This window comes from Geodermatophilus obscurus (assembly GCF_900143215.1).
GTDB classification, from domain to species: Bacteria; Actinomycetota; Actinomycetes; order Mycobacteriales; family Geodermatophilaceae; genus Geodermatophilus; species Geodermatophilus obscurus_A.
Genome location: NZ_FRDM01000017.1, coordinates 36,255 through 61,857, shown reverse-complemented (window position 1 = coordinate 61,857; position 25,603 = coordinate 36,255). Strand labels below are relative to the sequence as shown.

At 73.9% G+C, this 25,603-nt stretch carries 24 protein-coding genes; 14 read left to right on the top strand and 10 right to left on the bottom strand.

What is annotated here, in order from left to right; genetic code table 11:
- The first annotated feature begins 152 nt into the window (after positions 1–152).
- Positions 153–1,232, top strand: a complete 1,080-nt coding sequence (locus BUB17_RS15885; RefSeq protein WP_072919588.1) for an EAL domain-containing protein — start codon at positions 153–155, stop codon at positions 1,230–1,232.
- Between the two features lie 31 nt (positions 1,233–1,263).
- Here BUB17_RS15885 and BUB17_RS15880 read toward each other — a convergent pair whose 3' ends face one another.
- Positions 1,264–2,187 carry an aldo/keto reductase gene (locus BUB17_RS15880; protein WP_072919586.1) on the bottom strand — a complete coding sequence of 308 codons (924 nt, stop codon included), beginning with the start codon at positions 2,185–2,187 and terminating at the stop codon, positions 1,264–1,266.
- A gap of 290 nt (positions 2,188–2,477) precedes the next feature.
- Here BUB17_RS15880 and BUB17_RS15875 point away from each other — a divergent pair, with 290 nt between their 5' ends.
- Both BUB17_RS15875 and BUB17_RS15870 read left to right on the top strand, forming a co-directional pair.
- Positions 2,478–2,762 carry an HU family DNA-binding protein gene (locus BUB17_RS15875; protein ID WP_072919584.1) on the top strand — a complete coding sequence of 95 codons (285 nt, stop codon included), beginning with the start codon at positions 2,478–2,480 and terminating at the stop codon, positions 2,760–2,762.
- 161 nt (positions 2,763–2,923) lie between these two features.
- Positions 2,924–4,180 (top strand): serine hydrolase domain-containing protein, encoded by a 1,257-nt coding sequence (locus BUB17_RS15870; RefSeq protein ID WP_072919582.1) that lies wholly within the window; start codon positions 2,924–2,926, stop codon positions 4,178–4,180.
- A 17-nt stretch (positions 4,181–4,197) separates the two neighbouring features.
- Here BUB17_RS15870 and BUB17_RS15865 read toward each other — a convergent pair whose 3' ends face one another.
- The 3 genes from BUB17_RS15865 to BUB17_RS15855 all read right to left on the bottom strand — a co-directional run bounded on the left by BUB17_RS15865 (position 4,198) and on the right by BUB17_RS15855 (position 7,843).
- A complete protein-coding gene (locus BUB17_RS15865) occupies positions 4,198–5,700 on the bottom strand; it encodes an arabinosylfuranosidase ArfA (protein ID WP_072919580.1) in 1,503 nt (500 codons plus the stop codon).
- Positions 5,701–5,729: 29 nt separating this feature from the next.
- Positions 5,730–7,079 carry an MFS transporter gene (locus tag BUB17_RS15860; protein ID WP_083606364.1) on the bottom strand — a complete coding sequence of 450 codons (1,350 nt, stop codon included), beginning with the start codon at positions 7,077–7,079 and terminating at the stop codon, positions 5,730–5,732.
- Positions 7,080–7,381: 302 nt separating this feature from the next.
- Positions 7,382–7,843, bottom strand: a complete 462-nt coding sequence (locus BUB17_RS15855) for a MaoC family dehydratase (protein WP_072919577.1) — start codon at positions 7,841–7,843, stop codon at positions 7,382–7,384.
- Between the two features lie 72 nt (positions 7,844–7,915).
- Here BUB17_RS15855 and folP point away from each other — a divergent pair, with 72 nt between their 5' ends.
- From folP to BUB17_RS15830, 5 genes are all read left to right on the top strand, one after another.
- Positions 7,916–8,776, top strand: coding sequence for a dihydropteroate synthase (gene folP, locus BUB17_RS15850; RefSeq protein ID WP_083606363.1), 861 nt, complete (start codon positions 7,916–7,918; stop codon positions 8,774–8,776).
- A gap of 186 nt (positions 8,777–8,962) precedes the next feature.
- Complete coding sequence (locus tag BUB17_RS15845) at positions 8,963–9,388, top strand: PaaI family thioesterase (protein ID WP_072919575.1); 426 nt, start codon at positions 8,963–8,965, stop codon at positions 9,386–9,388.
- Positions 9,389–9,484: 96 nt separating this feature from the next.
- The gene (locus BUB17_RS15840; RefSeq protein WP_072919572.1) at positions 9,485–11,086 is read left to right on the top strand and encodes a 4-coumarate--CoA ligase family protein; all 1,602 of its coding nucleotides are present in this window, start codon (positions 9,485–9,487) and stop codon (positions 11,084–11,086) included.
- The gene (locus tag BUB17_RS15835; RefSeq protein WP_083606362.1) at positions 11,073–12,083 is read left to right on the top strand and encodes an alpha/beta hydrolase; all 1,011 of its coding nucleotides are present in this window, start codon (positions 11,073–11,075) and stop codon (positions 12,081–12,083) included. Before BUB17_RS15840 ends, BUB17_RS15835 begins: the two co-directional genes overlap by 14 nt.
- Positions 12,084–12,150: 67 nt before the next feature.
- The gene (locus BUB17_RS15830) at positions 12,151–13,140 is read left to right on the top strand and encodes an NAD(P)H-quinone oxidoreductase (RefSeq protein ID WP_072919571.1); all 990 of its coding nucleotides are present in this window, start codon (positions 12,151–12,153) and stop codon (positions 13,138–13,140) included.
- A gap of 58 nt (positions 13,141–13,198) precedes the next feature.
- On the opposite strand, the gene BUB17_RS15825 is transcribed toward BUB17_RS15830, so the two are convergent.
- On the bottom strand, positions 13,199–14,422 hold the full coding sequence (locus tag BUB17_RS15825) for a cysteine desulfurase-like protein (protein ID WP_072919569.1): 1,224 nt from the start codon (positions 14,420–14,422) through the stop codon (positions 13,199–13,201).
- A gap of 88 nt (positions 14,423–14,510) precedes the next feature.
- Here BUB17_RS15825 and BUB17_RS15820 point away from each other — a divergent pair, with 88 nt between their 5' ends.
- Both BUB17_RS15820 and BUB17_RS15815 read left to right on the top strand, forming a co-directional pair.
- Positions 14,511–15,074, top strand: a complete 564-nt coding sequence (locus BUB17_RS15820; protein WP_072919567.1) for a bacterial proteasome activator family protein — start codon at positions 14,511–14,513, stop codon at positions 15,072–15,074.
- Positions 15,075–15,127: 53 nt separating this feature from the next.
- Positions 15,128–16,237 (top strand): type IV toxin-antitoxin system AbiEi family antitoxin domain-containing protein, encoded by a 1,110-nt coding sequence (locus tag BUB17_RS15815; RefSeq protein ID WP_348537047.1) that lies wholly within the window; start codon positions 15,128–15,130, stop codon positions 16,235–16,237.
- A gap of 120 nt (positions 16,238–16,357) precedes the next feature.
- Here the strand turns inward: BUB17_RS15815 and BUB17_RS15810 are convergent, their stop codons facing one another.
- The 3 genes from BUB17_RS15810 to serS are packed head-to-tail and all read right to left on the bottom strand — an operon-like array spanning position 16,358 to position 19,378.
- The gene (locus BUB17_RS15810) at positions 16,358–17,161 is read right to left on the bottom strand and encodes a Cof-type HAD-IIB family hydrolase (protein ID WP_083606361.1); all 804 of its coding nucleotides are present in this window, start codon (positions 17,159–17,161) and stop codon (positions 16,358–16,360) included.
- Entirely contained in the window at positions 17,154–18,080 is a 927-nt protein-coding gene (locus tag BUB17_RS15805; protein WP_083606360.1) for an HAD family hydrolase, read from the bottom strand. The genes BUB17_RS15810 and BUB17_RS15805 overlap by 8 nt, the downstream gene beginning before the upstream one ends.
- A complete protein-coding gene (gene serS / locus BUB17_RS15800; protein ID WP_072919562.1) occupies positions 18,077–19,378 on the bottom strand; it encodes a serine--tRNA ligase in 1,302 nt (433 codons plus the stop codon). Before serS ends, BUB17_RS15805 begins: the two co-directional genes overlap by 4 nt.
- Before the next feature lie 155 nt (positions 19,379–19,533).
- On the opposite strand from serS, the gene BUB17_RS15795 reads away from it, so the two are divergent.
- From BUB17_RS15795 to BUB17_RS15785, 3 genes are all read left to right on the top strand, one after another.
- Complete coding sequence (locus BUB17_RS15795; protein ID WP_072919560.1) at positions 19,534–20,967, top strand: GuaB1 family IMP dehydrogenase-related protein; 1,434 nt, start codon at positions 19,534–19,536, stop codon at positions 20,965–20,967.
- A 15-nt stretch (positions 20,968–20,982) separates the two neighbouring features.
- Positions 20,983–21,330 carry a metallopeptidase family protein gene (locus tag BUB17_RS15790; protein ID WP_072919558.1) on the top strand — a complete coding sequence of 116 codons (348 nt, stop codon included), beginning with the start codon at positions 20,983–20,985 and terminating at the stop codon, positions 21,328–21,330.
- Positions 21,331–21,472: 142 nt separating this feature from the next.
- Entirely contained in the window at positions 21,473–21,802 is a 330-nt protein-coding gene (locus BUB17_RS15785) for a GroES family chaperonin (protein WP_244277267.1), read from the top strand.
- Between the two features lie 109 nt (positions 21,803–21,911).
- Here the strand turns inward: BUB17_RS15785 and BUB17_RS15780 are convergent, their stop codons facing one another.
- Complete coding sequence (locus BUB17_RS15780) at positions 21,912–22,379, bottom strand: MarR family winged helix-turn-helix transcriptional regulator (protein WP_072919557.1); 468 nt, start codon at positions 22,377–22,379, stop codon at positions 21,912–21,914.
- 78 nt (positions 22,380–22,457) lie between these two features.
- Here BUB17_RS15780 and BUB17_RS15775 point away from each other — a divergent pair, with 78 nt between their 5' ends.
- Positions 22,458–24,578, top strand: coding sequence for an MMPL family transporter (locus BUB17_RS15775; protein ID WP_072919555.1), 2,121 nt, complete (start codon positions 22,458–22,460; stop codon positions 24,576–24,578).
- A gap of 86 nt (positions 24,579–24,664) precedes the next feature.
- Here BUB17_RS15775 and pheA read toward each other — a convergent pair whose 3' ends face one another.
- Entirely contained in the window at positions 24,665–25,600 is a 936-nt protein-coding gene (gene pheA, locus BUB17_RS15770; protein WP_072919553.1) for a prephenate dehydratase, read from the bottom strand.
- Positions 25,601–25,603: the final 3 nt, after the last annotated feature.

Genomic DNA, 25,603 nt, shown 5'->3' with positions numbered 1-25,603 from the left:
CGGCGGCGGATGCGCCGGCCGCACATCCTGACACGGCGACCCGTCGCGGAACGGGATCGTCCCCGATCGTGTCGCCGCCGTCGCCCACCCGGGAGGGTGAGCGCGGCCGCTCCCGGGTCGAGCGCGGCGGCGCGGGAGCCGATGGGCGGTGCATGACGGCGACCCCGGTGAGCAGCCTGCCCGACTGCCGTCCGCTGCTCGCCGACCCCGACGACCTGACGCTGGTGTTCCAGCCGATCGTCGACCTCGCCGCGGCGCGGATCGCGGGCTACCAGGCGCTCTCCCGCTTCCCCGGCACCGCCGGCCCCGGCGTCTGGTCCGCCGCCGCCGCGGACTGCGGCCTGGCCGCCGAGCTGGAGGCGCTGGCGATCGCCAAGGCCCTGGCCGTCGTCCCGCTGCTGCCCGACGACACGTTCCTCACCGTCGACGTCAGCCCGCACCTGCTCGGCAGCGCCCCGGTCCAGGACGCCCTCGCCACCCGGCCGGACCTGTCCCGCGTCGTCGTCGAGCTCACCGGGCACACACCCGTCGACGACCTCGACGTGCTGCGTCGGAGGACCGACGCGCTGCGCGCCCGCGGGGCCGTCGTGGCACTGGACGGCGCCGGTTCGGGGCTGCAGCAGATGGCCGCCGTCCGCCCTCGGCTGGTGACGCTGGACCGCGCTCTGGTGACCGGCGTGGACACCGACCCGGTCCGCACCGCGCTCGCCGAGGTGGTCGGCGAGTTCACCGGCCGCATCGGCGCCCGGCTGCTGGCCGAGGGTGTGGAGACCGTCGCGGAGCTGACCGCGCTGACCCGGCTCGGCGTGCCGCTGGCGCAGGGCTGGCTGCTCGGCCGGCCCACGCCCGGCTTCGCGCCGCTGGCACCCGAGGTCGCCGTCCTGGTCCGCGCGCACGTCGCCCGTGTGCACGTGGCCGACGGGGTGGCCGCCCTGGTGCGCCCGGTGCGCCAGTCCGACGTCGGCGAGCCGCCCGCCGTCCCGCCGGCGGTGCTGGTGGGCGGGCAGGGCGAGCCGGTGGCGCTGGTGCTGGCCTGCCCGCGCACCGGGAAGCCGTACCTAGCGCCGGTGTCGCTCCAGGCCCACCCCGCGGACGACGTCGCCGCGACGTTGCGGCGGGCGGTGACCCGGCCCCCCGCGCAGCGCTTCGACCCGGTGGTCTGCACCGACGCCTCCGGCGCGGTCGTGGGCCTGCTGCGCGTCGAGGACCTCGCCGCGGCGGTCACCCGCTGAGGAGGGGCCCCTGCAGGTGGGAGGGCCCCTCTCAGGCGCTGGCGGTGTCCAGCGCCTGCGTCTGCTCCTCGGTGAGCACCAGGTCCTGCATGGGCAGCAGGTCGGCCAGCTGCTCCACCGACCGGCCGCTGGCGATCGGCGAGACGACGGTCGGACGGTCGGCCAGCCAGCGCAGCGCCACGGCGGCGACCGTCACCCCGTGCGCCTCCGCCACCTGCTGCAGCGCGCCCAGCACCCGGTCGCCGCGCTCCCCCAGATAGGCCGAGGCACCCTCCGCCCGCGGCGAGTCGACCTGCGCACCGGCCCGGTACTTGCCCGTCAGGAAGCCCTTGGCCAGCGCGTAGTAGGGCAGCACGCCGAGGTCGTGGGCGGCCACGACGTCGCGCAGCCCGTCCTCGTAGGCCGCCCGCTCCATGAGGTTGTAGTGCGGCTGCAGCGCCACGTACCGGGTCAGCTCCAGCCGCTGCGAGGTCCCCAGCGCCTCGGTGAGCCGGTCCGGCGAGTAGTTCGACGCCGCGACGTACCGGACCTTGCCCGCCTGCACGAGCTGGTCGAAGGCGCGCAGCGTCTCCTCCAGCGGCGTGCTCCCGTCGTCGTAGTGCGCGTAGTAGAGGTCGATCCGGTCGGTCTGCAGTCGGCGCAGCGACCCCTCGACCGCCGTCCGGATCTCCGCTGCCGACAGCGGGTGCTCCTTCTCCAGGCGTGACGCCTTGGTCGCCACGACCATCCGGTCGCGCATGCCCCGCTCGGTCATCCAGTTGCCGAGGATCTCCTCCGACGCGCCCCGGCCGTAGGACTCCGCGGTGTCGACGAACGGGGCCTGGGTGCTGACCGCCGCGTCGGTGAACCGGTCCAGCAGCGCGAAGGACGTCGGCTCGTCCGCCGTCCAGCCGAACACGTTGGCGCCCAGGCAGAGGTCGCTGACGGTGAGGTCGGTCCCGGGGATCACTGGCATCCCCTCACGCTAGAGGAAGGACCTCCCTGCCCCCCGCCACTCGCATGCTCGCAGCGGGACCCTGCAGGGAGGCCAGCGGGACCCGGGACGGGGCCGACGACGGGACCCTGCAGGAGAGCCGTGAGCGGGCGCACGGGAACCGGTCGCCGCCGAGGCCCGACGGCGCCGTGCGGGACCCGTTCGACCCCCCTCGGTGGCGCGCTGTCAGTACGGCATGGCACCGTGCCTGCGGTCCGACCCGCCGTCCGGCGCGGTCCGGCACGCTCTGTCACCGACACGGAAGGAACCCCGTGAACAAGGCCGAACTCGTCTCCGCCATCGCCAAGCGGGCCGACGTGCCCAGCTCGACCGTCGACTCGGTGCTCGCCGGGCTCCAGGACGAGCTCGTCGACGCCATCACCCGCGGCGAGAAGGTCGCCGTCTCCGGCCTGCTGACCGTCGAGCGCACCCAGCGCTCCGCGCGCACCGGCCGCAACCCCCAGACGGGCGAGTCGATCGACATCCCCGCCGCCAACACCGTCAAGGTCACCGCGGGCTCGAACCTGAAGAAGGCCGCCAGCAACGTCCCCGTCTGATCGGGGGCTTCCCCGGCGACGTCCCCGTCTGATCGGGAGCGTCCTCGGCACCGTCCGCGTCGGGACGGCGGCTGCCCCTGTGACCGGGCCCACGACCGCGTGGGTCAGGATGCCCGGGCAGTCGCCGTCCGACGGCGGACGGCACGAGGGACGGAGGACCTGTGACGACGGCACCCGAGGTGGACACCGATCCGGCCGAGGTCGGCTTCGACGCCGGCCGGCTCGCCCGGCTGGACCGGCGGCTGGCCCGCTGGGTGGACGACGGCCAGCTGCCCGGCTACCTGGTGACCGTGGCCCGGCACGGACACCTGGTGCACGTCGGCTCGGCCGGGTACCGCGACGTCGAGGCCGGCCTGCCGGTGGAGCGGGACACCCGCTGGCGCATCTACTCGATGACCAAGCCGGTCACCTCGGTCGCGGCGATGATGCTGTACGAGGAGGGCGCCTTCGAGCTCTCCGACCCGATCGCGAAGTGGCTGCCCGAGTTCGCCGAGACCCGCGTCTACGTGGCCGGCTCGGCTCTGCGCCCGGTGACCCAGCCGCAGGTCGAGCCCATCCGGGTGCGCCACCTGCTCACGCACACCTCGGGGCTGACCTACGGCTTCCACCACGCCCACCCGGTCGACGCGATGTACCGGGCCGCCGGGCACGAGTGGGGCACCCCCGCCGGCGCCGACTCCGCGGAGGTCTGCCGGCAGTGGGCCGCGATCCCGCTGGTCTTCCAGCCCGGGTCGGAGTGGAACTACGGCGTCTCCACCGACGTCCTGGGCCGGCTGGTCGAGGTGGTCTCCGGCCTCCCGCTCGACGAGTTCTTCGAGCAGCGCATCTTCCGTCCGCTCGGCATGACCGACACGTCCTTCGGGCTGCGTGAGGGGGACGACGTCGAGTCACTCGCCCGGCTCTACGCCGCCGTCCCAGGGCAGCCCGGCGGTGCGCCGACCCGCTTCACCCCCTACGACGCGATGGGCGCCGCGGCGCACGCCAAGCCGGCCTTCCTCTCCGGCGGCGGCGGGCTGGTCTCCACGGCCGGGGACTACCTGCGGTTCGCCGAGCTGCTCCGCCGCGGTGGCTCCTACGACGGCGGCCGGCTGCTGAGCACCCGCACCATCGGCTACATGACCCGCAACCACCTGCCTGGCAACCAGGACCTGGAGACCTTCGGCCGGCCGCTGTTCGCCGAGACGCCGCTGCGCGGGGTGGGCTTCGGGCTCGGCTTCTCCACGGTCATCGACCCCGTGCGCTACGGCGTGCTGTCCAGCCTCGGGGACTACAGCTGGGGCGGGGCGGCGTCCACGGCCTTCTACGTCGACCCGGTGGAGGACGTGACCGTCGGCTTCTACACCCAGCTGCTGCCGTCGAGCACGCTGCCGATCCGCAACCACCTGCGCCAGCTGGTCAAACAGGCCCTGGTCGACTGACCCGAGCGCGGAGGGGGTCAGGCGGGGCGCCGGGCGCAGCGCACCACGTTCCACGAGACGGGCTCGAGGCGGATCGGACCGTTCACCGGGACGTCACGGGGACGCACCGCATCGGGCTGTCGAGCGGTGTTCGTGGCCCCCGGGTCGGCGTCCTGGAGCACGCGGTGCCGGAGTGCCGTGTGACCGGCAAGCGAACCTGCCAGCTCGAGCTCCAGCGGGACCGCGACGTCGGTCGAGCGGTTCGCCACGAAGAGCACGAGTTCGCCGCTGACCTCGTCGTGGGTCGCCGCGGCGACGACCGAGTCGACCTCTCCGTACTTGCCGGTCGGGTGTCTGGGCGAGTCGACCTCCACGCGCAGCGCCCGGCCACGGGCGCCGGCGGTGACGTCCGCGAAGGGGAAGTACGTCGTCTGACGCCAGGCGGTGCCGCCGGGCTCGGTGGTGATGGGGGCTATCACGTTGACGAGTTGAGCCAGGCAGCCCATCCGGACCCGGTCCGAGTGGTTGAGCAGGGAGATGAGCAGCGTCCCGACGACCACGGCCTCGGCGACGGAGTACACGTCCTCAGCCAGTTCGGGCGCGTCCCGCCACGGAACCCTGGTGTCGTCCCCCCGGTGGAACTCGGTCTGGTGCCAGACGTTCCACTCGTCGAAGGACAGGTTCATCGTCTTGGCGCTGTGGAGCTTGCCCTTGACGTGGTCGCAGGTGCCGACCACCGTCCGGATGAAGTCGTCCATGGAGTCCGACGACGCCAGGAAGCTGGGCAGGTCACCCTCGACGTCCTCGTAGTAGTTGTGCAGCGTGATGTAGTCGACCGCCTCGTAGGTCTCCTCGAGGACGGTGGCCTCCCAGCTCCCGAAGGTCGGCATCCGGCTGTTGGAACTGCCACAGGCCGCGAGTTCGATCCCGGGATCCACCCGACGCATGGCCTTGGCCGCCTCCAAGGCCGCGCGGCCGTACTCGTGCGCGGTCTTGTGCCCGATCTGCCACGGCGCGTCCTGCTCGTTGCCCAGGCACCACACCTTGACGCCGTGCGGTTCCGCGGCACCGTGCTGCTTCCGCAGGTCCGACCAGAACGTGCCGCCCGGGTGGTTGCAGTACTCGACCAGGTTGCGGGCGGCGTCGACGCCGCGGGTGCCCAGGTTGACGGCCAGCATCATGTCGACGTCGGCCTTCCTGCACCACGCGGCGAACTCGTTGAGGCCGAACCGGTTGCTCTCCCGACTGCGCCAGGCCAGGTCGAGCCGCACCGGGCGCTCCTCGAGCGGGCCCACGCCGTCCTCCCAGTCGTACGCGGAGACGAAGTTCCCGCCCGGATAGCGGACGATCGTCGGGCCCAGCTCCCGGACCAGTCCGAGGACGTCCTCGCGGAACCCGTCCTCGTCGGCTGTGGGGTGACCGGGTTCGTAGATCCCCGTGTAGACGGCACGCCCCATGTGCTCGAGGAAGCCGCCCAACAGCCGCCGATCGATCGAACCCAGCGCGAACGCGTCGTGGACCGTCAGCCGGACACTGGACATGTGGCTCCTTCCCGGGAGTGCGGGTCAGCTCATGCGGCGATCGGCTCCACGCGTCGGATCACCAGGCCGTAGGCCACGATCCCGCCGAGGATGAACGCTCCGGCCAGCAGGAGAGGCGCGACGAACGATCCGCCGGTGAGGTCGAGGAGCGCGCCGGTGACGATCGACGTCGCGATCCCCGCGGCACTGCCGGCGAAGTTCATGATCCCGGCCATCGAGGCGACGTGGTTCGTCGACGGGGCGAGCTCACCAGGCAGGAGCCACACGCTGGCGTTCGCGAAGGTGAGCGATCCGTAGGACACGGAGAGGAGGGCGATGGCCACCCCGGCGCTGTCCGTGGCCAGTGACAGCACGATGCAGCTGGAGAGCACGAGGCCCCCGATGATGAGGGTCTTGCGGGCCCGGGTGACGCTCCACCCGCGGCGGATCAGCGCATCGGCGGTCAGTCCGCCGAGCCAGCCGGTGGGCACCGCCACCAGGGCGGGTATCGCGCCGAACAGGCCGAGCGAGGGCAGGTCGAACCCGCGGCCCTGGACGAGGTAGGTCGGGAACCAGGTGACGAACCAGTAGATGACGAAGGCGATGCAGAAGTTGCCGAAGACCATGCCCCAGACGGCTCGGTGCTTGAGCAGGTCGATCCACCGGATCTGCGTCTTCGCGTGGGGATCCTCCTGCACTGCCTCCTGGCCCGCTTCGATGTACGCCAGTTCCTCCGCGGACACCCGCCCGTGCTCGTGCGGCTTTCGGTAGAACCACCACCACACCGCCGCCCAGACGATGCCGAGCAGTCCCGTCACGACGAAGGAGCCGCGCCAGCCGACGAGCGCGATGAGCAGGACGACGATGGGCAGGGAGAGCGCGGTGCCGACACGTGAACCGCTGTCGTAGACCCCGGTGGCGAGCCCGCGTTCCTGCTTGGGCATCCACTCACGGACGGCCTTGGCGTTGCACGGGTATGCCGGGGACTCGCCGATGCCGAGGAGCAGTCGCAGGCCGAGGAGCGAGGCGAATCCACGGCCCAGTGCCGTCATCGCGGTGAACACCGACCACGCCAGCGCTGCCGCGGTGTAGGCGATGCGGACACCGACCCTGTCGACGAACCACCCGGAGATCAGCTGGAACACCGCATAGGTCCAGAAGAACCCCGAGAGGAGCACGCCGAGTTCAGTGCTGCTGAGACCGAACTCCTCCTGGATGTCAGGAGCCGCAGCACTCAGGTTCGCCCGGTCGATGTAGACGATCGACGTGCCGATGAAGAGCAGCGCCACGACGACCCAGCGGACCTTGCCCTTCGGCCTCCTGCCGACCCGCACCCCACTCCGGTCGCTGCCGCCGGACCGACCGGGGCCGGCGATGTCGGACGCCGGGTCTGTCGACATGGTCCTGACCCACTTCTCCGATCAGGCGACCTGCCTTCGGGAGCGCGGCCCTGGCGGTGCCTGGTCACCCTGGGTGCCGGCAGGTCACCCGGGTCCGACCCGAGGTCGGCCTCCCGCGGGGTCCTCCGGTACGGATCGTGGGACGGTCGGGGCTGGCCGTGGCGGAGAGCGTAGTCCCCGGTGCAGGGCCCTACCACGGCTGAGCCGCGGCAGGGCCCACCCCCGGGGTCGGTGGGACGGCGCCGCACGCGTCGTCCCACCAACCCTCGAGGGGCCGCCGTCGGCCCCGTCCCGGACCTTCCTCAGAGGTAGCGGCGGAAGAGGATCGAGGCGACCATCGCCGGCTTGCTCTGGTCCTCGATCTCCATCGTGATGCCCAGGTTCATCTGCACGCCGCCCTCGAACTGCTTGGCCTCGTCGAGGGTCGCGGAGGCGCGGACGCGGGCGCCGACCGGCACCGGTGACATGAACCGGATCTTGTCGGCGCCGTAGTTGACGCCCATCCGGAAGCCCGTCGCCTCGATGATCTGCCCGGACAGGGCCGACACCAGCGACAACGTCAGGTAGCCGTGGGCGATGGGGCCACCGAAGGGGCTCTCCCTCTTCGCCCGCTCGACGTCGACGTGGATCCACTGGTGGTCGTGGGTGGCCTCGGCGAACATGTCCACCTGTTCCTGGGTGATCTCCACCCAGTCGCTGTGCCCGAGGTGCTGGCCCACCTTCGCCAGCACGCCCTCGACGCCCTCGACCGTGGTCTGCGCCATGAGCCTCTCCTCCTGATCCGCGGGTCTGGTTTGCTGACTCCACCACACAGCACGACGGCGAGGGGAGCGGGGTTGCTGCGGCTCGGTGCCCTGTCCGTGCCGCCCGGCCGGTTGGTGGTCATGGCCATCGTCAACCGCACCCCGGACTCCTTCTACGACCGCGGCGTGACCTACGAGCTGGCCGCCGCCGTCGAGCGCGTGGACCGGGTGGTCGCCGAGGGCGCGGACGTGGTCGACGTCGGCGGGGTCAAGGCCGCGCCCGGCGAGGAGGTGTCCCCCGCGGAGGAGGTCCGCCGCACCGTCGACCTGGTCGCCGCCGTCCGCGCCGCGCACCCGGCGCTGCCGATCTCGATCGACACCTGGCGGGCGGAGGTGGCGCGGGAGGCGCTGGCCGCCGGCGCCGACGTCGTCAACGACGCGTGGGGCGGCGTCGAGCCGGAGCTCGCTGCGGTGGCGGCCGAGTGCGGCGCCGGGATCGTCTGCACGCACGCCGGCGGGCTGCCGCCGCGCACCCGTCCGCACCGGGTCGCCTACGACGACGTCGTGGCCGACGTGGTGGCCCGGACGACGGCGCTCGCGGAGGCCGCCGTCGCCGCGGGTGTGGACCGCGACCGGGTGCTGGTCGACCCGGGGCACGACTTCGGCAAGAACACCCGGCACTCGCTGGAGGCCACCCGGCGGCTCGACGAGCTGGTCGCGACCGGCTGGCCGGTGCTGGTGGCGCTGTCGAACAAGGACTTCGTCGGCGAAACCCTCGACGTCCCGCTGGAGCAGCGGCTGACCGGCACCCTGGCGGCGACGGCGGTCAGCGCCTGGCTCGGGGCGACCGTGTTCCGCGCGCACGACGTCGCGGCGACCCGGCAGACCCTGGACATGGTGGCCGCCATCCGGGGCGACCGGCCGCCCGCGCGCACCACCCGCGGCCTGGCCTGACACATCGTCGGCCCACCGGCCGACACCGCGGCCACCTGCCGTCGAGCCCTTCCCGGCACTCGATCGCGGGAGCCTCCGGTCCCCACTCCTCGCGCCGCCTCGCAGGGCGTCTCCCCGCAGACCGCGGCCACCTGCCGTCCCGCCCGGGGCTGAGGAGCACCGCGACCCGCCGCTACCTTCCTGCTCATGGCCGCCACCGGGTTCCACACCGCCGACGAGCTCAACGCGCTGCTGCCGGGCACCCTGCCGGGCCTGCTCGGGCTGACGATCACCGCCCACGAGCCCGGCCGGCTGGAGGCCGCGCTCGACGTCCGCCCGGAGTTGCTGGCGCCCAACGGCTACCTGCACGCCGCGACCGTCATCGGGCTGGCCGACACCGCCTGCGGGCTGGCCACCCGGGCGCTGCTGCCGGAGGGGTCGAGCGGCTTCACCACCATCGAGCTGAAGAGCAACTTCCTCGGCACGCTGCGCGAGGGCCGGGTCACGACCGTGGCCACCAACGCGCACGCCGGCCGGACGACGCAGGTGTGGGACGCCGTGGTGACCGCGGCGGGCTCCGGCAAGACCGTCGCGCTGTTCCGCTGCACCCAGTCGGTGCTCTGGCCGCGCTGACCACCCGACCGGAGTACTCGCCGGTAACCCCCTTGTGGCCCGGACCACGGGAGATGTGAGACTGGCGCCACACCGATGTGCGAAGGAGCTGCACCCGTGGCGCTGGCCAGCCGTTACCCCGACGTCGAGATCCCCGACGTCTCCGTCCCCGAGTTCGTCCTGGCGGCCGGGCGCGAGAAGCCCGACGCCCCCGCGCTCATCGACGGCCTCAAGGGCGACGTCATCACCCACGGCCAGCTGGCCGCCTACGTCGACCGCGTCGCGGCCGCCCTGCACGCCCGCGGTCTGCGCAAGGGCGACGTCGTCGCGATGTTCTGCCCGAACACCCCGTGGTACCCGGTGGTGTTCCACGGCATCGCCGCCGCCGGCTGCGTCATGTCGCCGATCAACTCGCTGTACACGCCCGACGAGATCGCCTTCCAGCTGCGCGACTCGGGCGCGAAGATCCTCATCACCGTCTCGCCGTTCCTCGACCGGGCGAAGGCCGCCATCGAGAAGTCCCCGGTCGGCGAGGTCGTCGTCATGGACGGCGCCGAGGGTCACGCCTCCCTGGTCGACCTGCTCTCCACCGACGCACCCTCGGTGCAGGTCGACGTCGACCCGGCCAACGACCTGGTCACGCTGCCCTACTCCAGTGGCACCACCGGGCTGCCCAAGGGCGTCATGCTCACCCACCGCAACCTGGTGGCCAACGTGGCGCAGTGCCGCCCGCTGATCCAGCTCGGCGAGGACGAGCGGATCATCGCCGTCCTGCCGTTCTTCCACATCTACGGGCTCACCGTGCTGATGAACCAGGGCCTGGCGTGGGGCGGCGCGGTGGTGACGCTGCCGCGCTTCGACCTCGAGGACTTCCTGCGCACCATCCAGGACCAGAAGATCACCCGCGCCTTCGTGGCGCCGCCCATCGTGCTGGCGCTGGCCAAGCACCCGCTGGTCGACCAGTACGACCTGTCGTCGCTGACCTCGGTCCTCTCCGGTGCCGCCCCCCTCGACGAGCAGCTGGCGCTCGCCGCCGAGCAGCGGCTGCGCAAGGGCGCCGACAGCGGCGTCACGGTGGCCCAGGGCTACGGCATGACCGAGCTGTCGCCGGTCTCGCACACCACTCCCGACCTCGGCGCGGAGCCGCCGGGTGCGGCCCCGGGCTCGGTGCCCAAGGGCTCGGTGGGCTTCGCCGTCCCGAACTCCGAGTGCCGGCTGGTCGACCCGGCCACCGGTGAGGACGCCGCCCAGGGCGCCCGCGGCGAGCTGTGGGTCCGCGGCCCGAACGTCATGAAGGGCTACCTGAACAACCCCGGGGCGACGGCCGACACGATCGACGCCGACGGCTGGCTGCACACCGGCGACGTCGCGATCGTGGACGACAACGGCTGCTACACCGTCGTCGACCGGGTCAAGGAACTGATCAAGTACAAGGGCTACCAGGTGGCCCCGGCCGAGCTGGAGGCCGTACTCCTCGGCCACCCGGAGATCGCCGACGCGGCCGTCATCGGCGTTCCGGACGAGGAGAGCGGCGAGGAGCTGCCCAAGGCCTTCGTCGTCCGGGCCCCCGGCTCGGCGCTCACCCAGGACGCGGTCATCGAGTACATGGCCGCCAAGGTGGCGCCGCACAAGAAGATCCGCATCGTCGAGTTCATCGAGGCGGTGCCGAAGTCCGCGGCCGGCAAGATCCTGCGCAAGGACCTGCGTGCAGCGGGCTGAGGACGGCGGGCCGCGGGCGGACGGGCCGACGGCACGGATGGACCTGCGGGTGCGGCTGCTGGGACTGCTGGCCCGCCGCTTCTCGATCACCGGCCTGGACGCCGAGGGCATCGCGGAGGCGCAGACGCGGCACCCGGGCCACAACCGCGTGATCGACTTCGTGTTCGGCGGGGTGGCGCCCGGCACCGAGCAGGAAGAGGTCGAGGTGGCGGGCCAGATCGGGAGCCTGCGGGCGCGGGTGCACCGACCGGCCGGCGCGGAGGGTCCGCTGCCGCTCGTGGTCGACTTCCACGGCGGGGGCTGGGTGCTCGGCGACCTCGACGGGGTCGACTGGCACTGCAGCAGCGTCGCGGCCGCGGTGGGGGCGGTCGTGGTGTCCGTGGACTACCGGCTCGCGCCCACCCACCGCTGGCCGGCCGGCCCCGAGGACTGCTACGCCGCGCTGTGCGACGTGGTGGCCCGCGCGGCGGAGTTCGGCGCCGACCCCGACCGGGTGGCGGTCATGGGCGACAGCGCCGGGGGCAACCTCTCCGCCGTCGTCGCGCTGATGGCGCGGGACCGCACCGGGCCCCGGATCGCCTTCCAGGGGCTGGTCTACCCGGCCACCGACCTCACCCTGTCCAGCCCGTCGGTCGACGAGAACGCGGACGCGCCGGTGCTGACCAGGGCGGACTGCGTGGCGTTCCGGGACCACTACCTGGGCGGGCAGGACCCGCTCGACCCGTACGCCTCACCGCTGTTCGCGGCCGACCACTCCGGCCTGCCACCCGCACTGGTCCAGGTGGCCGAACTCGACCCGATCCGCGACGACGGCCTGCGCTACGCGGCGGCGCTGCGGGCGGCGGGGGTGCCGGTGCGGACGACGACGTACGTCGGCATGCCGCACGGCTACCTCAGCTTCCCCGGCTTCTGCCGCAGCGCTCCGCAGGCGATGGCCGAGCTGTGCGCCGAGCTGGCCCTCCACCTCCGCGCCGAGGCGCCGGAGCCCCGCACCTGACCGGTGGGGCCGGCCCCGTCCGGGCCTGCGAGAGGTGGGGGGCAAGCGGTCCTTCTAGGGTCGGGGCATGCGTGCGGTGACCGTCAGCGGACCCGGTGGCCCCGAGGTGCTCGGCTGGGGTGAGGTCCCCGACCCGGTGCTGCGTCCTGGCGAGGTGCTCGTCGACGTGGTCGCCACCGCGGTGAACCGGGCCGACCTGCTGCAGCGGGCCGGCTCCTACCCGCCGCCGCCCGGTGCCAGCGACGTCCTCGGACTGGAGTGCAGCGGGGTGGTCAGCGAGGTCGGCGAGGGGGTGACCGGCTGGTCGGTCGGCGACGAGGTGTGCGCGCTGCTGTCCGGTGGCGGCTACGCCGAGCGGGTCGCCGTCCCGGCCGGGCAACTGCTGCCGCGCCCCGCCGGGGTGGAGCTGGCCACGGCGGCCGCCCTGCCCGAGGTCGTCTGCACCGTGTGGTCCAACGTCTTCATGCTCGCCGGCCTGCGCCGCGGCGACACCTTCCTGGTGCACGGCGGGTCCAGCGGGATCGGCACGATGGCCATCCAGCTGGCCGCCCGCGCCGGCGCGCGGGTGCTCACCACGGCGGGCACCCAGGCCAAGCTCGACGTCTGCCGCGAGCTCGGCGCCGAGGTCGGTATCAACTACCGCGACGAGGACTTCGTGGAGCGGGTGCGGGAGGAGACCGACGGCGCGGGCGCCGACGTCGTCCTCGACAACATGGGCGCCAAGTACCTGGCCCGCAACGTCGACGTCCTGGCCACCGGGGGGCGGCTGGTCTGCATCGGCATGCAGGGCGGCACCAAGGCCGAGCTGGACCTGGGCAAGCTGATGCGCAAGCGGGCGTCGGTGCACGCCACCACACTGCGGGCCCGGCCGGCGACCGGGCCCGGCGGCAAGGCCGAGATCGTCGCGGCGGTGCGGCACGACGTGTGGCCCGACGTCGAGCGTGGCGTCGTCCGGCCGATCGTCGACCGTCGGCTGCCGATGTCCCGCGCCGCCGAGGCGCACCGGGTCGTCGACGCCAGCGAGCACGTCGGGAAGGTGCTGCTCGTCGCCCGGTGAGCTGTCCGCTCGGCCCCGTCCCCGGCCACCTGCAGCGGGTCCTCCCGGAGGTCCCTCCTCAGCGCGGGCGGAGCGCGGCGACCGCGTCGATCAGGTACCCGACCTCCTCGGCCGTGTTGTAGTGCATCAGCCCCAGCTGCACGGCGCCGCCCTCCTCGTTGACGCCGAGCGCGTCGAACAGCTCCCGGGCGTAGAGGTCGCCGTCCCACGCGCAGATGCCGCGCCGGGACAGCTCGTGGGCCACCTGTCGCGGGCCCATCCCGGGGACGGTGAACGACAGCGCCGGCGTGGTCAGCGGGGCCGAGCCGAGCACCTGCACGTGGCGCATGGCCCGCAGCGCCTGGTCCAGCCAGTCGAACAGCCCGCGTTCGTAGGCCGCCACCGCCGCCATGGAGGTCTCCAGCCGCTCCCGCCGGGTGCCGCGCGCGTCCTCGGACAGCGAGGCCAGGTGCTCGACGGCCGCCGGGACCCCGGCCAGCAGCTCGAAGGCGTGCCCGCCGCTCTCGAACCGGTCGGGCACCCGGTCGGGGACCGGCGCCAGCTTCTCCGGCTCGAGCTCGAGCAGCAGCGCGGGGTCGGCGACCACCGCGCCCACGTGCGGGCCGCACCACATGTCGGCGGCGACGGCCAGGAAGTCCGCACCCAGCGCACCGACGTCGAGCAGGTCGTGCGCGGCGGCGTGCGTCCCGTCGACGAAGACCAGCGCGCCCACGGCGTGCGCCCGGCGGGCGATGGCGGCGACGTCCGGGCGGGTGCCGATCGCGGAGCTGGCCGCCGTGACCGCGACCAGCCGGGTGCGCGGGCCGAGCAGCTCGTCGTACTGCCAGTCGGGCAGCTCGCCGGTCTCGATGTCCACCTCGGCCCAGCGCACCCCCACGCCGGCGCGGGTGGCCAGCTCCACCCACGGCCGGACGTTCGCGTCGTGGTCGAGGCGGCTGAGCACCACCTCGTCGCCGGCGCGCCAGGTGCGGGCCAGCGCCCGGGCCAGGGTCCAGGTCAGCCGGGCGGGGTCCGGCCCCAGGACGACGCCGGTGGAGACCCCGCCGACCAGGTCGGCGACGGCGGTGCGGGCGCTGACGAGCAGCCCCTCGGCGCGGGCGGACGCCGGGAACACCCCGCCGCGGTCGGCCACCGGCACCCGCATCGCCTGGGCCACCGCCAGCACGACGTTCTCCGGGAGCAGGGACCCGGCCGGCCCGTCGGCGTGCACCAGCCCGTCGGAGAGACCCGGGAACAGGCCCCGGACGCGGGCGACGTCCAGCCGCCCCGCCCCCGGTCCCATGGGCTTCGACCCTAGACGTTGCCCTCCCCCGTCGAAGCCGCCCGGTGCCACCCCGGCAGGCTCCCGCGGCGGCGGGGAGGATGGGGGCATGACCGCATCTGACAACGGCAGTGGACGCCCTCACCAGGTCGTCGTCGTCGGCCCCGACGGCCGGCCCGTCGGCACCATCCCCGCGCCGGACGGCGCTCTGGGCGGGCAGGCCAGCGACCCAGGCGGGGAGGGCGGCTCGATCGGCGACATGGTGGAGCAGCCGGCGAAGGTCATGCGGATCGGCACGATGATCAAGCAGCTGCTGGAGGAGGTCCGCGCCGCGCCCCTGGACGACGCCAGCCGCAACCGGCTCCGCGACATCCACGCCTCCTCGATCCGCGAGCTCGAGCAGGGCCTGGCCCCGGAGCTGCGCGAGGAGCTGGAGCGGATCACGCTGCCCTTCAGCGAGGGCGAGACGCCGTCGGACGCCGAGCTGCGCATCGCCCAGGCCCAGCTGGTCGGCTGGCTGGAGGGCGTCTTCCACGGCATCCAGACCGCGCTGTTCGCCCAGCAGATGGCCGCGCGCGCCCAGCTGGAGGAGATGCGTCGCCGCGCGCTGCCGGGCGGCTCGCAGCCGGCCCCGGGTCCCCATCCGCACCCCGGCGGCGGCCAGTACCTGTAGGCCGCCGCTCCGCCGGGATCAGGTCACCTGATCGTGCAGCGTCCTCCCCGAGCGTGTGCGTTGAGGGAGGACGCTGCAGGGCGCGGCTGGACGGCGCCATCCACAGATGTGAATCGCCTCGTCCCGCTAGGACACCGGGCGTCGAGACTCCCCCTGTGCATCCGACCCTCCAGTCCGCCGCGCGGCGCCGCCTGGGCGTGTTCACTGTCGTCGAAGCCCGGCGAGCCGGGTACCGAGCTGACGAGATCCGGTCTGCCATCAGCAGCGGCCGCTGGCACCGGCTGCGTCGCGGGATCTACATCGAGACGGCGGCGTGGCGATCCGTGGCTGACGACCCCCGGGCTCGCCACCTCGTCGAGTGCGTCGCTGTCCTCACCGCGTTGAAGCCCGGTCCGGTCGTCAGTCACTCGTCAGCGGCCCGTTTCCACCGCTTCGTCCTGCCTGGGCGGATCGACGGGGACGTCCGGCTGACGCAGGTCGAGGAGTGGCGTCAGGGACGCGGTTACCGGATCGCCGCAGCCACCCTGCCGGCCAACGACCTCACGTCGGCGCCCCCGCTGACCGTCACCAGCGAGGCACGCACGCTGGTGGACTGCGCACGGGAGTGGCCTCTCGTTGATGCCGTCGTCGCTGTCGACGCCGCCCTCCACGCCGGACAGGTCACCCGGGCCGGCCTCCGCTCCGCAGTGCTCGCGCAGACGCACTGGCTCGGTGTCGGCGGTGCGGCCCGGGCGGTCGACCTGTCGGACGGCCGTGCCGAGTCCCCACTCGAGTCACGGGGCCGGCTGGCACTCGTCTCCGGGGGTCTCCCTCGGCCGGAACTCCAGGTCGAGTTGCACGGGGTGCGAGGTTTCGTCGCGCGCGTGGACGCCTGGTACGACGACGCCGCTGTGGCCCTCGAGTTCGACGGCCGCGTCAAGTACCTCGACCCGCGTCCCGGCAACACGTCCGGTGACGTGCTGTGGAGAGAGAAGCGCCGGGAGGACCTGATCCGGGAGTTGGATGTCCGGGTCGTGCGCATCGCCCAGGAGGACGTGGACGCTCCCCGGACACTGATGGCGCGGGTCGCCCGTCTCCTGGCGACGCCGTGGGTGGGGCCGCGGCGCTTCACCGTCGTCCGTCGACCCGAGCCGGGAGCAGATCCAGCCGACGCGGTCGCGTGACGTGGGCCGTCGTCCCAGCCTCCCCCGGCGGATCCTCCCTCAGCTGGCGGTGTCCCCCCGCACGTTCCACGCCGAGGGCGGACGCGCCACGATCAGGTGACCTGATCGTGGCCCACCGGGCTACAGCGAGGAGAGGAAGGCCGCGACGCCGTCGTCCTCGTTCGTGCCGGTCACGTCGGTGGCCGCGGCGAGCAGGTCCGGGTGGGCGTGCGCCATCGCCACCGCCCGGCCGCCGCCCTCGCGCACCCAGTCGAAGGCGGCGATGTCGTTGGGCATGTCGCCGAAGACGACGACGTCCTCGGGGCCGACGCCGTGCTGCGCGGCCACCTTGGCGATGCCGGTGGCCTTGGTGACGCCGCGCGCGGAGATCTCGGCGAGCGCGTCGGTGGAGGAGTTGGTGACCGTCGCGGTGTCGCCCACGACCCGCTCCACCAGCGCCACGAACTCGTCGCGCGGCAGCCTCTCGTGGCGGGCCAGCAGCTTGGCCACGGGAGCGGCGACCATCTCCTCCAGCGTCGCCACCGCCACACCGGGCGCGTCGACGTCCCACCGCGGCTGGTAGACCGGCTCGTGGCGGAACTCCAGGCCGTACTCGACGGCGAACCAGGTGTCGGGCTGGTGCCGGCGCAGCTCGGCGGTGACCTCGTGCAGCACCTCCGGCGCCAAGGCGTCCTCCTCGAGCACCTCGAAGCCGGCCAGGTCCAGCAGGACGGCGCCGTTGCAGCACACGGCCGTGCCGTGCCGCAGCACCTCGCGGATGCGGACCATCCAGCGCGGCGGGCGGCCGGTGGCGAGCACGACCGGCACGCCGTCGGACCGCCAGCGCTCCAACTCGGCCACCGTCGCGTCGCTGACGGTGTCGTTCCCCCGCAGCAGGGTGCCGTCCATGTCGGTCGCGATGAGCCGCGGTCTCCAGTCAGACACCCGGCCGCCTCCCGTCGAGCAGGGCCTCCAGGTAGCGTGCGACGCCGTCGACGTCGTGCCCGCTGGTGACCAGTGGTGTGGCCGCCCGGACGGCGGGGTGCGCGTTGGCCACCGCGACCGCCCGGCCGCCGGCGTCGCGCACCGCCTCCATCATGGGCAGGTCGTTGGGCATGTCGCCGAAGACGAGCACGTCACCGAAGCCGACGCCGTAGCGCTCGAGCGCGATGGCCAGGCCGGTCGCCTTGGTGATGCCGGGCGGCAACACCTCGATGAAGCCCAGACCGGCGTGGGTGACCTCGGCCCGCGCCGGGTCGACCACCTCGCGGGCGCGGGCGAGCAGCTCGTCCTGGCCGAGGGTCGAGGAGCGGAGGAAGACCTTGAGCACCGCACCGGGAGGCAGCACCTGGTGCCGGGGCAGCAGGTGCGCGGGCTCCGGGTAGGGCCACTCGAAGCCGTGCTGCACGCGCAGCGGGGAGTGCACCTCGCCCTGCTCGGCGGCATCCTCCACCGCGAGGACCAGCTCGCCGGCGACCGCCTCGATCTGCTCGATGACCGCGGTGGCCTGCTCGCGCGGCAGGCCCACCGTGCGCAGCACCTCGTCGCGCTCCAGGTCGACGACGAAGCCGCCCTGCGCCAGGACGGCGATGCCCCGCCCGTCGAGCGCGGCGCGGACGCTGTCGAACAGTCGCGGACCGCGACCGGTCACGCCGACCACCGGTACGCCGGCGTCCCAGCACGCGGTCAGCGCCGCCCGGGTGCGCGGGCTGACCTCCCCGCCGGAGGTGAGCAGCGTGCCGTCGAGGTCGCTGGCGACCAGCTTGGGCCGCCAGGTGCCGAGATCGCCGAGCTCGACGAGGTCGTCCGCTCCGGCGCCGGCGGTGTCGGTACTGGGCAGCACGCCCGGCCGGTCAGTCGTCATGCGACCGGCGCCGGCACCGGCGCCGCGAGCGTCATGCCCGGGGTGAGGGCCTCGACGCCGCCGAGCCACGGGCGCAGCGCGTGCGGCACGTGCACCGACCCGTCGGCGCGCTGGTGCACCTCCAGCAGGCAGGCGATGGTCCGGGCGATCGCGCACAGCGTGCCGTTGAGCGTGGCCGCCGTCTGGTTTCTCCCGTCGGCGTCGCGGTAGCGGGTGTTCAGCCGCCGCGCCTGGAAGGTCGTGCAGTCCGAGGTGCTGGTCAGCTCGCGGTAGGTGCCCTGGCTGGGGAACCAGGCCTCGATGTCGAACTTGCGCGCGGCGCTGGTGCCCAGGTCGCCGGCGGCGATGTCGACGACCCGGTAGGGCAGCTCGAGGGCCTGCAGGAACTGCTCCTCCCAGGCCAGCAGCCGCAGGTGCTCCTCGGCGGCGTCCTCGGGCCGGCAGAAGCTGAACATCTCGACCTTGTCGAACCAGTGCACGCGGATGATGCCGCGGGTGTCCTTGCCGTAGGAGCCGGCCTCGCGGCGGAAGCAGGAGGACCAGCCGGCGTAGCGCAGCGGCCCGCCCGACAGGTCGAGCACCTCGTTGCCGCGCATGCCGGCCAGCGCGACCTCGGAGGTGCCGACGAGGTAGAGGTCGTCGCGCTCGACCCGGTAGACCTCCTCGTCGTGCTCGCCGAGGAAGCCGGTGCCCTCCATGGCCGCGGGCTTCACCAGCGCCGGGGCGACGACGGGGGTGAACCCGGCCGCGACCGCCTGCCCGATCGCCAGCTGCGCCAGGGCGAACTCCAGCATCGCGCCCGGGCCGGTGAGGAAGTAGAAGCGGGCGCCGGAGACCTTGGCCCCGCGCTCCATGTCGATCGCGCCGAGCGCCTCGCCGATCTCCAGGTGGTCGCGCACCGGGAAGTCGTGGCTGGGCACCTCGCCGACGGTGCGCAGGGTCACCGCGTCGTCCTCACCGCCGGGTGGGACGCCGTCGTGCACCACGTTGGCGATGCGCAGGTGCGCCTCGCGCAGCGCCGCGTCGGCCGCCCGCAGCGCCTCCTCGGCCTCCTTGACCTCGGCGGCCAGGGACCGGGCCCGCTCGAGGACGGCGGGCCGCTCCTCCGGCGTCGCCTTCCGCACCGCCTGGGAGGCGGCCTTCTGCTCCGCGCGCAGGTCGTCGGCGCGCTTGACCACCTCGCGGCGGGCGGCGTCGGCGCCGAGCAGCTCGTCGACCCGGGACTCGTCGGCCCCGCGCGCTCGCTGGCTGGCCTTGACGAGGTCGGGGTGCTCACGCACGAGTCGCAGGTCGATCACCGCTCGATCGTAGGTGGCCCCGCGGTGCGGGCCGGGTGGGCGGCGGGGCGGCGCCCCTCCTCCGGGCGAGATAGCGCGATCCCGCGCGGGTACGGGCCCGGGAGCGTGCGGGATCGCGCGATCTCGCCGGGCGGTGCGTGCGGGACAATGGCGGCATGCGTTTCCTCGGCGACACCCGTCCGGCGACCGACCTCACCTACGCCGACGTCTTCATGGTGCCCAACCACAGCACCGTGGGCTCCCGGCTCGAGGTCGACCTGACCACCCCGGACCGGGTGGGGACGACGATCCCCGTCGTCGTCGCCAACATGACGGCCATCTCCGGACGGCGGATGGCCGAGACCGTGGCCCGCCGCGGTGGGCTCGCCGTCCTGCCGCAGGACATCCCGGTCGACGTCGTGTCCGAGGTCGTCTCCTGGATCAAGACCCGGCACCCGGTCTACGACACCGCGATCACGCTCTCCCCGACCTCCACCGTCGCCGAGGCGCTGTCCCTGCTGACCAAGCGCGCGCACGGGATCGTCGTGGTGGTCGAGGGCGGCTCGCCGGTCGGTGTCGTGACCGACGGGCAGTGCCAGGGCGTCGACCGGTTCGCCCAGCTGTCCGAGGTGATGACGCCGGATCCGCTCACGATCCCGGCCGGCACCGACCTGCCCAAGATCTTCGACGTGCTCTCCGGGGAGCGGGTGAGCGCGGCGCCGGTGGTGGAGGGCGACCGGCTGGTCGGCGTCATCACCCGCAAGGGCGCGCTGCGGGCGGCGCTGTACCTGCCCGCGGTGAACGGTGAGGGGCACCTGCTGACCTCGGCCGCCGTCGGGATCAACGGCGACGTCGCCGGCAAGGCCGGCGCCCTGCTCGCCGCCGGGGTGGACGTGCTGGTGGTCGACACCGCGCACGGCCACCAGGAGAAGGCGGTCGAGGCGGTCCGCGCGGTGCGGGCCGTCGCCGGCTCGACGCCCGTCGTCGCCGGGAACGTCGTGACCGCCGAGGGCACCCATGACCTGATCGAGGCCGGCGCGGACGTCGTCAAGGTGGGCGTGGGCCCCGGCGCCATGTGCACCACGCGGATGATGACCGGCGTCGGCCGGCCGCAGTTCTCCGCCGTCGAGGAGTGCGCCGCCGCGGCCCGGTCGCTGGGCAAGCACGTCTGGGCCGACGGCGGCGTGCGGCACCCGCGCGACATCGCCCTGGCCCTGGCCGCCGGCGCGGCGAACGTGATGGTCGGCTCCTGGTTCGCCGGCACCTACGAGAGCGCCGGTGACATCCACGACGACGGCTCCGGCCGGCTGTACAAGGAGTCCTTCGGAATGGCCTCGGCACGCGCGGTCAAGGCCCGGACGGCGACCCAGTCGGGCTTCGACCGGGCGCGGGCCGGGCTGTTCGAGGAGGGCATCTCGTCCTCCCGCATGTACCTGGACCCCGCGCGGCCCGGCGTCGAGGACCTGATCGACGGGATCGTCGCGGGCGTGCGCTCGTCGTGCACCTACGCCGGCGCCCGCACCGTCGACGAGCTGCACGCGCGCGCGGTGCTGGGGGTGCAGAGCGCGGCCGGCTACGAGGAGGGCCGCCCGCTCCCGACCTCCTGGTGAGGCCGGGCGGGTGGGATGAAGCCATTGCCACAGCCGGTCTTCGAGGGCCTGGTCGCCGACGCCCTGGACCAGGTCCCGCCGGAGCTCCTGGCGCTGATGGACAACGTCGTCGTCCTCGTCGAGGACCGCAACGCCGACGAACCCGACCTCCTGGGCCTCTACGAGGGGTACGCGCTGACCGAGCGCGGCTGGGAGTACGGCGGCGCGCTGCCCGACCGGATCATGGTCTACCGCGAGGCGATCTGTGACATCTGCTCGACCGCCGAGGAGGTCGTCGAGGAGGTCACGATCACCGTCGTCCACGAGATCGCGCACCACTTCGGCATCGACGACGACCGGCTGCACGAGCTCGGCTGGTCATAGCAGAAGGACCCTCCTGCCCTCCACCGTTCGCAGGCTCCCGGCGGGGCCCTGCAGGAGGGCCGTTCCATCAGCTCGCCAGCTCGGGGCGGGCCCCTGCAGGGGGGCCGTTCCAGCACCTCACCGCCGCGTAACGTGATCACCCGTGGCTGACGTCAAGGGCAGCGGGCTGCCGATCAAGATGCTGCACGACCGCGTCCTGGTCGCGCTGCGCCGGGAGGACGGCGAGCGGCGGTCCACCGGCGGGATCCTCATCCCCGCGACCGCCCAGGTGGCCAAGCGGCTGGTGTGGGGCGAGGCGCGCGGCGTCGGATCGAGCGTGCGCCAGGTCAAGGTCGGCGACCAGGTGCTCTTCTCCCCCGAGGACCAGCACGAGGTCGAGGTGCACGGCGAGGAGCTCGTCATCCTGCGCGAGCGGGACGTGCACGCCGTCGCCGCCGAGCGGATCGAGGAGTCCACCGGCCTCTACCTCTGAGCAGGCCGGCGGGAGGTCACCGCCGGCGTTCGCAGATCCCGCCGGCGAGCGCTGCGTGCACACAGCGTCGCCCGCGGGGAGCCGGCACCGCGGTACGTGCACGGAGTGCTCAGCCGTCGGCGCGGGCGTGCCGCACGATCACCTCCGTCATCTCGGCGAGGAGCCGGCGGACGGCGGTCAGCTCGTCGTCCGCGTAGCCCTCCATCGCGGCGAGGAGGTCCCGCTGCAGCCCGCCGAAGAACTGCCCGCCGGCGGCCATCGCCGACTCCGACATCTCCAGCACGACCCGCCGCCGGTCCTGCGGATCGCGGACCCGGCGCACGTGGCCGGCCCGCTCGAGCCGGTCGACCAGCGCGGTCACCGACGCCGAGCTGAGCTCGACGGCCTGCCCCAGCGTGCCGGCGGTCAGCGCCTCGCCGCGGCGGGCGGCGTCCATGATGGCGACCAGCGCGCGGACGTCGGTGCGCCCCAGCCCGTGCATCGTGGCGAACCGCTGCCCGACCGCGTCGAGCTCCACGTTCAGCCGGCGCAGGAGCAGCGCGACCTCCTGCCGCACCCGGTCGCCGTCCCCGGACACCCACCACCTCCGTTGCCGCGCGACCGGCACGCGCCGTAGTCTCTCGACGATCGAGATTATCGACCATCGAAGGACATCATGCGCTCCGTCGCCCGCTGGATCGTCCCCGCCGTCGTGGCCCTCCTCTGGCTCGGCCTCGCCGGCACGCTGGGGCCGACCAGCGGCAAGCTGACCGAGGTCCAGGAGAACGACTCGGCGGCGTTCCTGCCCGACAGCGCGGAGTCCACGCGCGTCACCGAGCTGCAGGCCGGCTTCCGCACCGAGCGGAGCCTGCCGGTGATCCTGCTGTGGGAGAGCGACGGCGGCGCGCTGGACGAAGCGACGCTCGCCGCCGTCGGCGAGCGCACCGGTCAGGCGGTCGCGGTGGCCGAGGACGCCGGCGCGCTCGTCGGCGAGCCCTCACCGCCCGTCCCGTCCGAGGACGGCGCGGCCGTGCAGGCGGTGCTGCCGGTCGATCCCGACCTCGGCGACGGGCTCGGCGAGCTGGTCGCCGAGCTGCGGGACCTGCCCGGCGTCGACGGCACGACCGCCTACGTCACCGGCCCCGGGGCGGTGTTCTCCGACTTCGCCGACGGCTTCTCCGGCATCGACAGCCTGCTCCTGATCGCGGCGTTCGGCGTCGTCCTGCTCATCCTGCTGGTCGTCTACCGCAGCCCGCTGCTGCCGCTGCTGGTCATCGGCACCGCCGGCCTGGCGCTGGTGGTGTCCCTGGCGGTGGCCTACCTGCTGGCGCGCGAGGGCTGGATCGACGTCAACGGGCAGAGCCAGGGGATCGCATCGATCCTCGTCGTGGGCGCGGCCACCGACTACGGCCTGCTGCTCGTCGCCCGCTACCGGGAGGAGCTGCGCCGCGAGGAGTCCCGCTCGACGGCCATGCGGGCGGCGCTGCGGCAGTCGTGGGAGCCGATCGTGGCCAGCGGTGCCACGGTGGTCCTCGGCGTCCTGTGCCTGCTCTTCTCCGACCTGGGCTCCAACCGCGGCCTCGGACCGATCTCCGCGCTCGGCATCGCGTTCGCGATGCTCGCCGCGCTGACGTTCCTGCCGGCCGCGCTGGTGCTCTTCGGCCGCGCCGCGTTCTGGCCGTTCCGCCCGCGGTACGGCGACGAGCAGCCGCACGGCCGGGGCTGGGGGCGCGTGGCGACGGCGGTGGGCCGCCGTCCCGCGCGGGTCCTGGTGTGGGCGCTGGCCGGCCTGTTCGCCCTGGCCGCGTTCGTGCCCACGTTCGACGCCGACGGGATACCGCTGTCCGAGGCCGTCCGTGGCGGGTCGGAGTCGGGCGCCGGGCAGGAGGCCCTGGCCCGGCACTTCGACGCGGGCGGCGCGAGCCCGGCCACCGTCATCGCGCCCGCCGACGGGTGGGAGGACGTCGCGGACGCGGCGGCCGGGGTCGACGGCGTCGTCGGGGTCGCGCCCTACACCGGCGTACAGGCCGGCCCGCCCGGGGCGGCCGGGGGCGGACCGGTCGAGGTGGACGGACTGGTCCGGCTCGACGCCACCCTGGCCGATGCGCCGGACAGCGAGGCAGCCCAGGCCACGGTCGCGGACCTGCGGACGGCGGTGCGTGACGTCGACCCCGCGGCACTGGTCGGCGGCTCCACCGCCAGTGACCTGGACACCCAGGGGACCGCGGCACGCGACCTGGCGGTGATCGTCCCGCTCGTGCTGCTGGTCATCACCGTGGTGCTGGCCCTGCTCCTGCGGGCGATCGTCGCACCGCTGCTCCTGGTGGCCACGGTGGCGCTGAGCACCGCCGCGACCGTCGGCGTCGGCGCGCTGGCCTTCGACCACCTCTTCCAGTTCCCGGGCAGCGACCCGCAGGTGCTGCTGATCGGTTTCGTGTTCCTCGTCGCCCTGGGGATCGACTACAACATCTTCCTCATGACCCGGGCCCGCGAGGAGTCGCGACGGCACGGGACGAGGGAGGGCACGATCCGGGCACTCGCCGTCACCGGCGGGGTCATCACCAGCGCGGGGCTGGTCCTGGCCGCCACGTTCGGCGCGCTCACCGTGCTGCCGCTGGTCCTCCTCATCCAGCTCGGGTTCCTGGTCGGCTTCGGCGTCCTGCTCGACACCTTCGTCGTCCGGACGCTGGTCGTGCCGTCGGCGGTCCTGCTGCTCGGCGACCGCACCTGGTGGCCCAGCCGGCTGGCCCGCCGGCGCACGCCCGAGGAGCCGGACCGCGAGCTCGAGAGGGTGTGAAGCCGAACCGGCCGAGTGAGCAGTTGCGGTCGACGACACGGCGGGACGCGCCGGGCCGGGCGACCCCAACTGCTCACTCGACGGCCTCAGACGTGGCCGGCGCGCACCCGCTCCAGCCAGCCGGCGGCCTCGCCGAACGCCGCGTCGGTCGACACCGGCGTCACCGGCCTGTTCTCCCGGCCGTCGGCGCGCGGGTAGGAGCCGAGGAAGCGCAGCTCGTCGCAGACCCGGTGCAGCGCGGCGAGCGCCTCCCCCACGCGGGCGTCGGCGGCGTGTCCCTCGCAGTCGAGGGAGAAGGAGTAGACGCCCAGCCGCTCGCGCGTCGGCCGCGACTCGATGCGGGTCAGGCTGATCTCGCGGACGGCGAACTCGCGGAGCAGGTCCAGCAGCGCCCCCGTGCGGTCCCCGACGACGGCGACCAGCGAGGTCTTGTCGTTGCCCGTCGGCGCGGGCAGCGGGCCGGGGGGCGCGACGAGCACGAACCGGGTCACCGCACCGGAGCGGTCGGCGACGTCGTCGGCCAGCGCGGTGAGCCCGTACCGCTCGGCGGCGATGGGCGCGCACACCGCGGCGTCGTGCTCACCGGCCGCCACCTGCCGCGCGGCCTCGGCGGTGGAGGTGGCCGGCAGCGGGACGACGCCGGGCAGCAGCCGGGCCAGCCGGCCGGCGGTCTGCGCCAGCGCGTGCGGGTGGCTGGCCACCGAGCGCACGTCGGACAGCGTCGTCCCCGGGCGGGCGGCGAGGACGAAGGAGGGCGCCAGGAACACCTCGCGGGTGATCAGCAGCGGGTCGCCCTCGGCCAGGCCGTCCATGGTGGCCGGCACGGAGCCCTCGACGGAGTTCTCCAGCGGCACGAGCGCGGCGTCGGCGTCCCCCGAACGGACGGCGGCCAGCGCCGCCGGCACCCCCGGGGAGGGGATCCGGGAGCCCTCGGCCGGGGCGACGGCGCTGATCAGGGCCGCTTCGGCGAAGGTACCCTCGGGTCCGAGATAGGCGTACCGCGTCGGAGGCGTCCCAGGCACCCG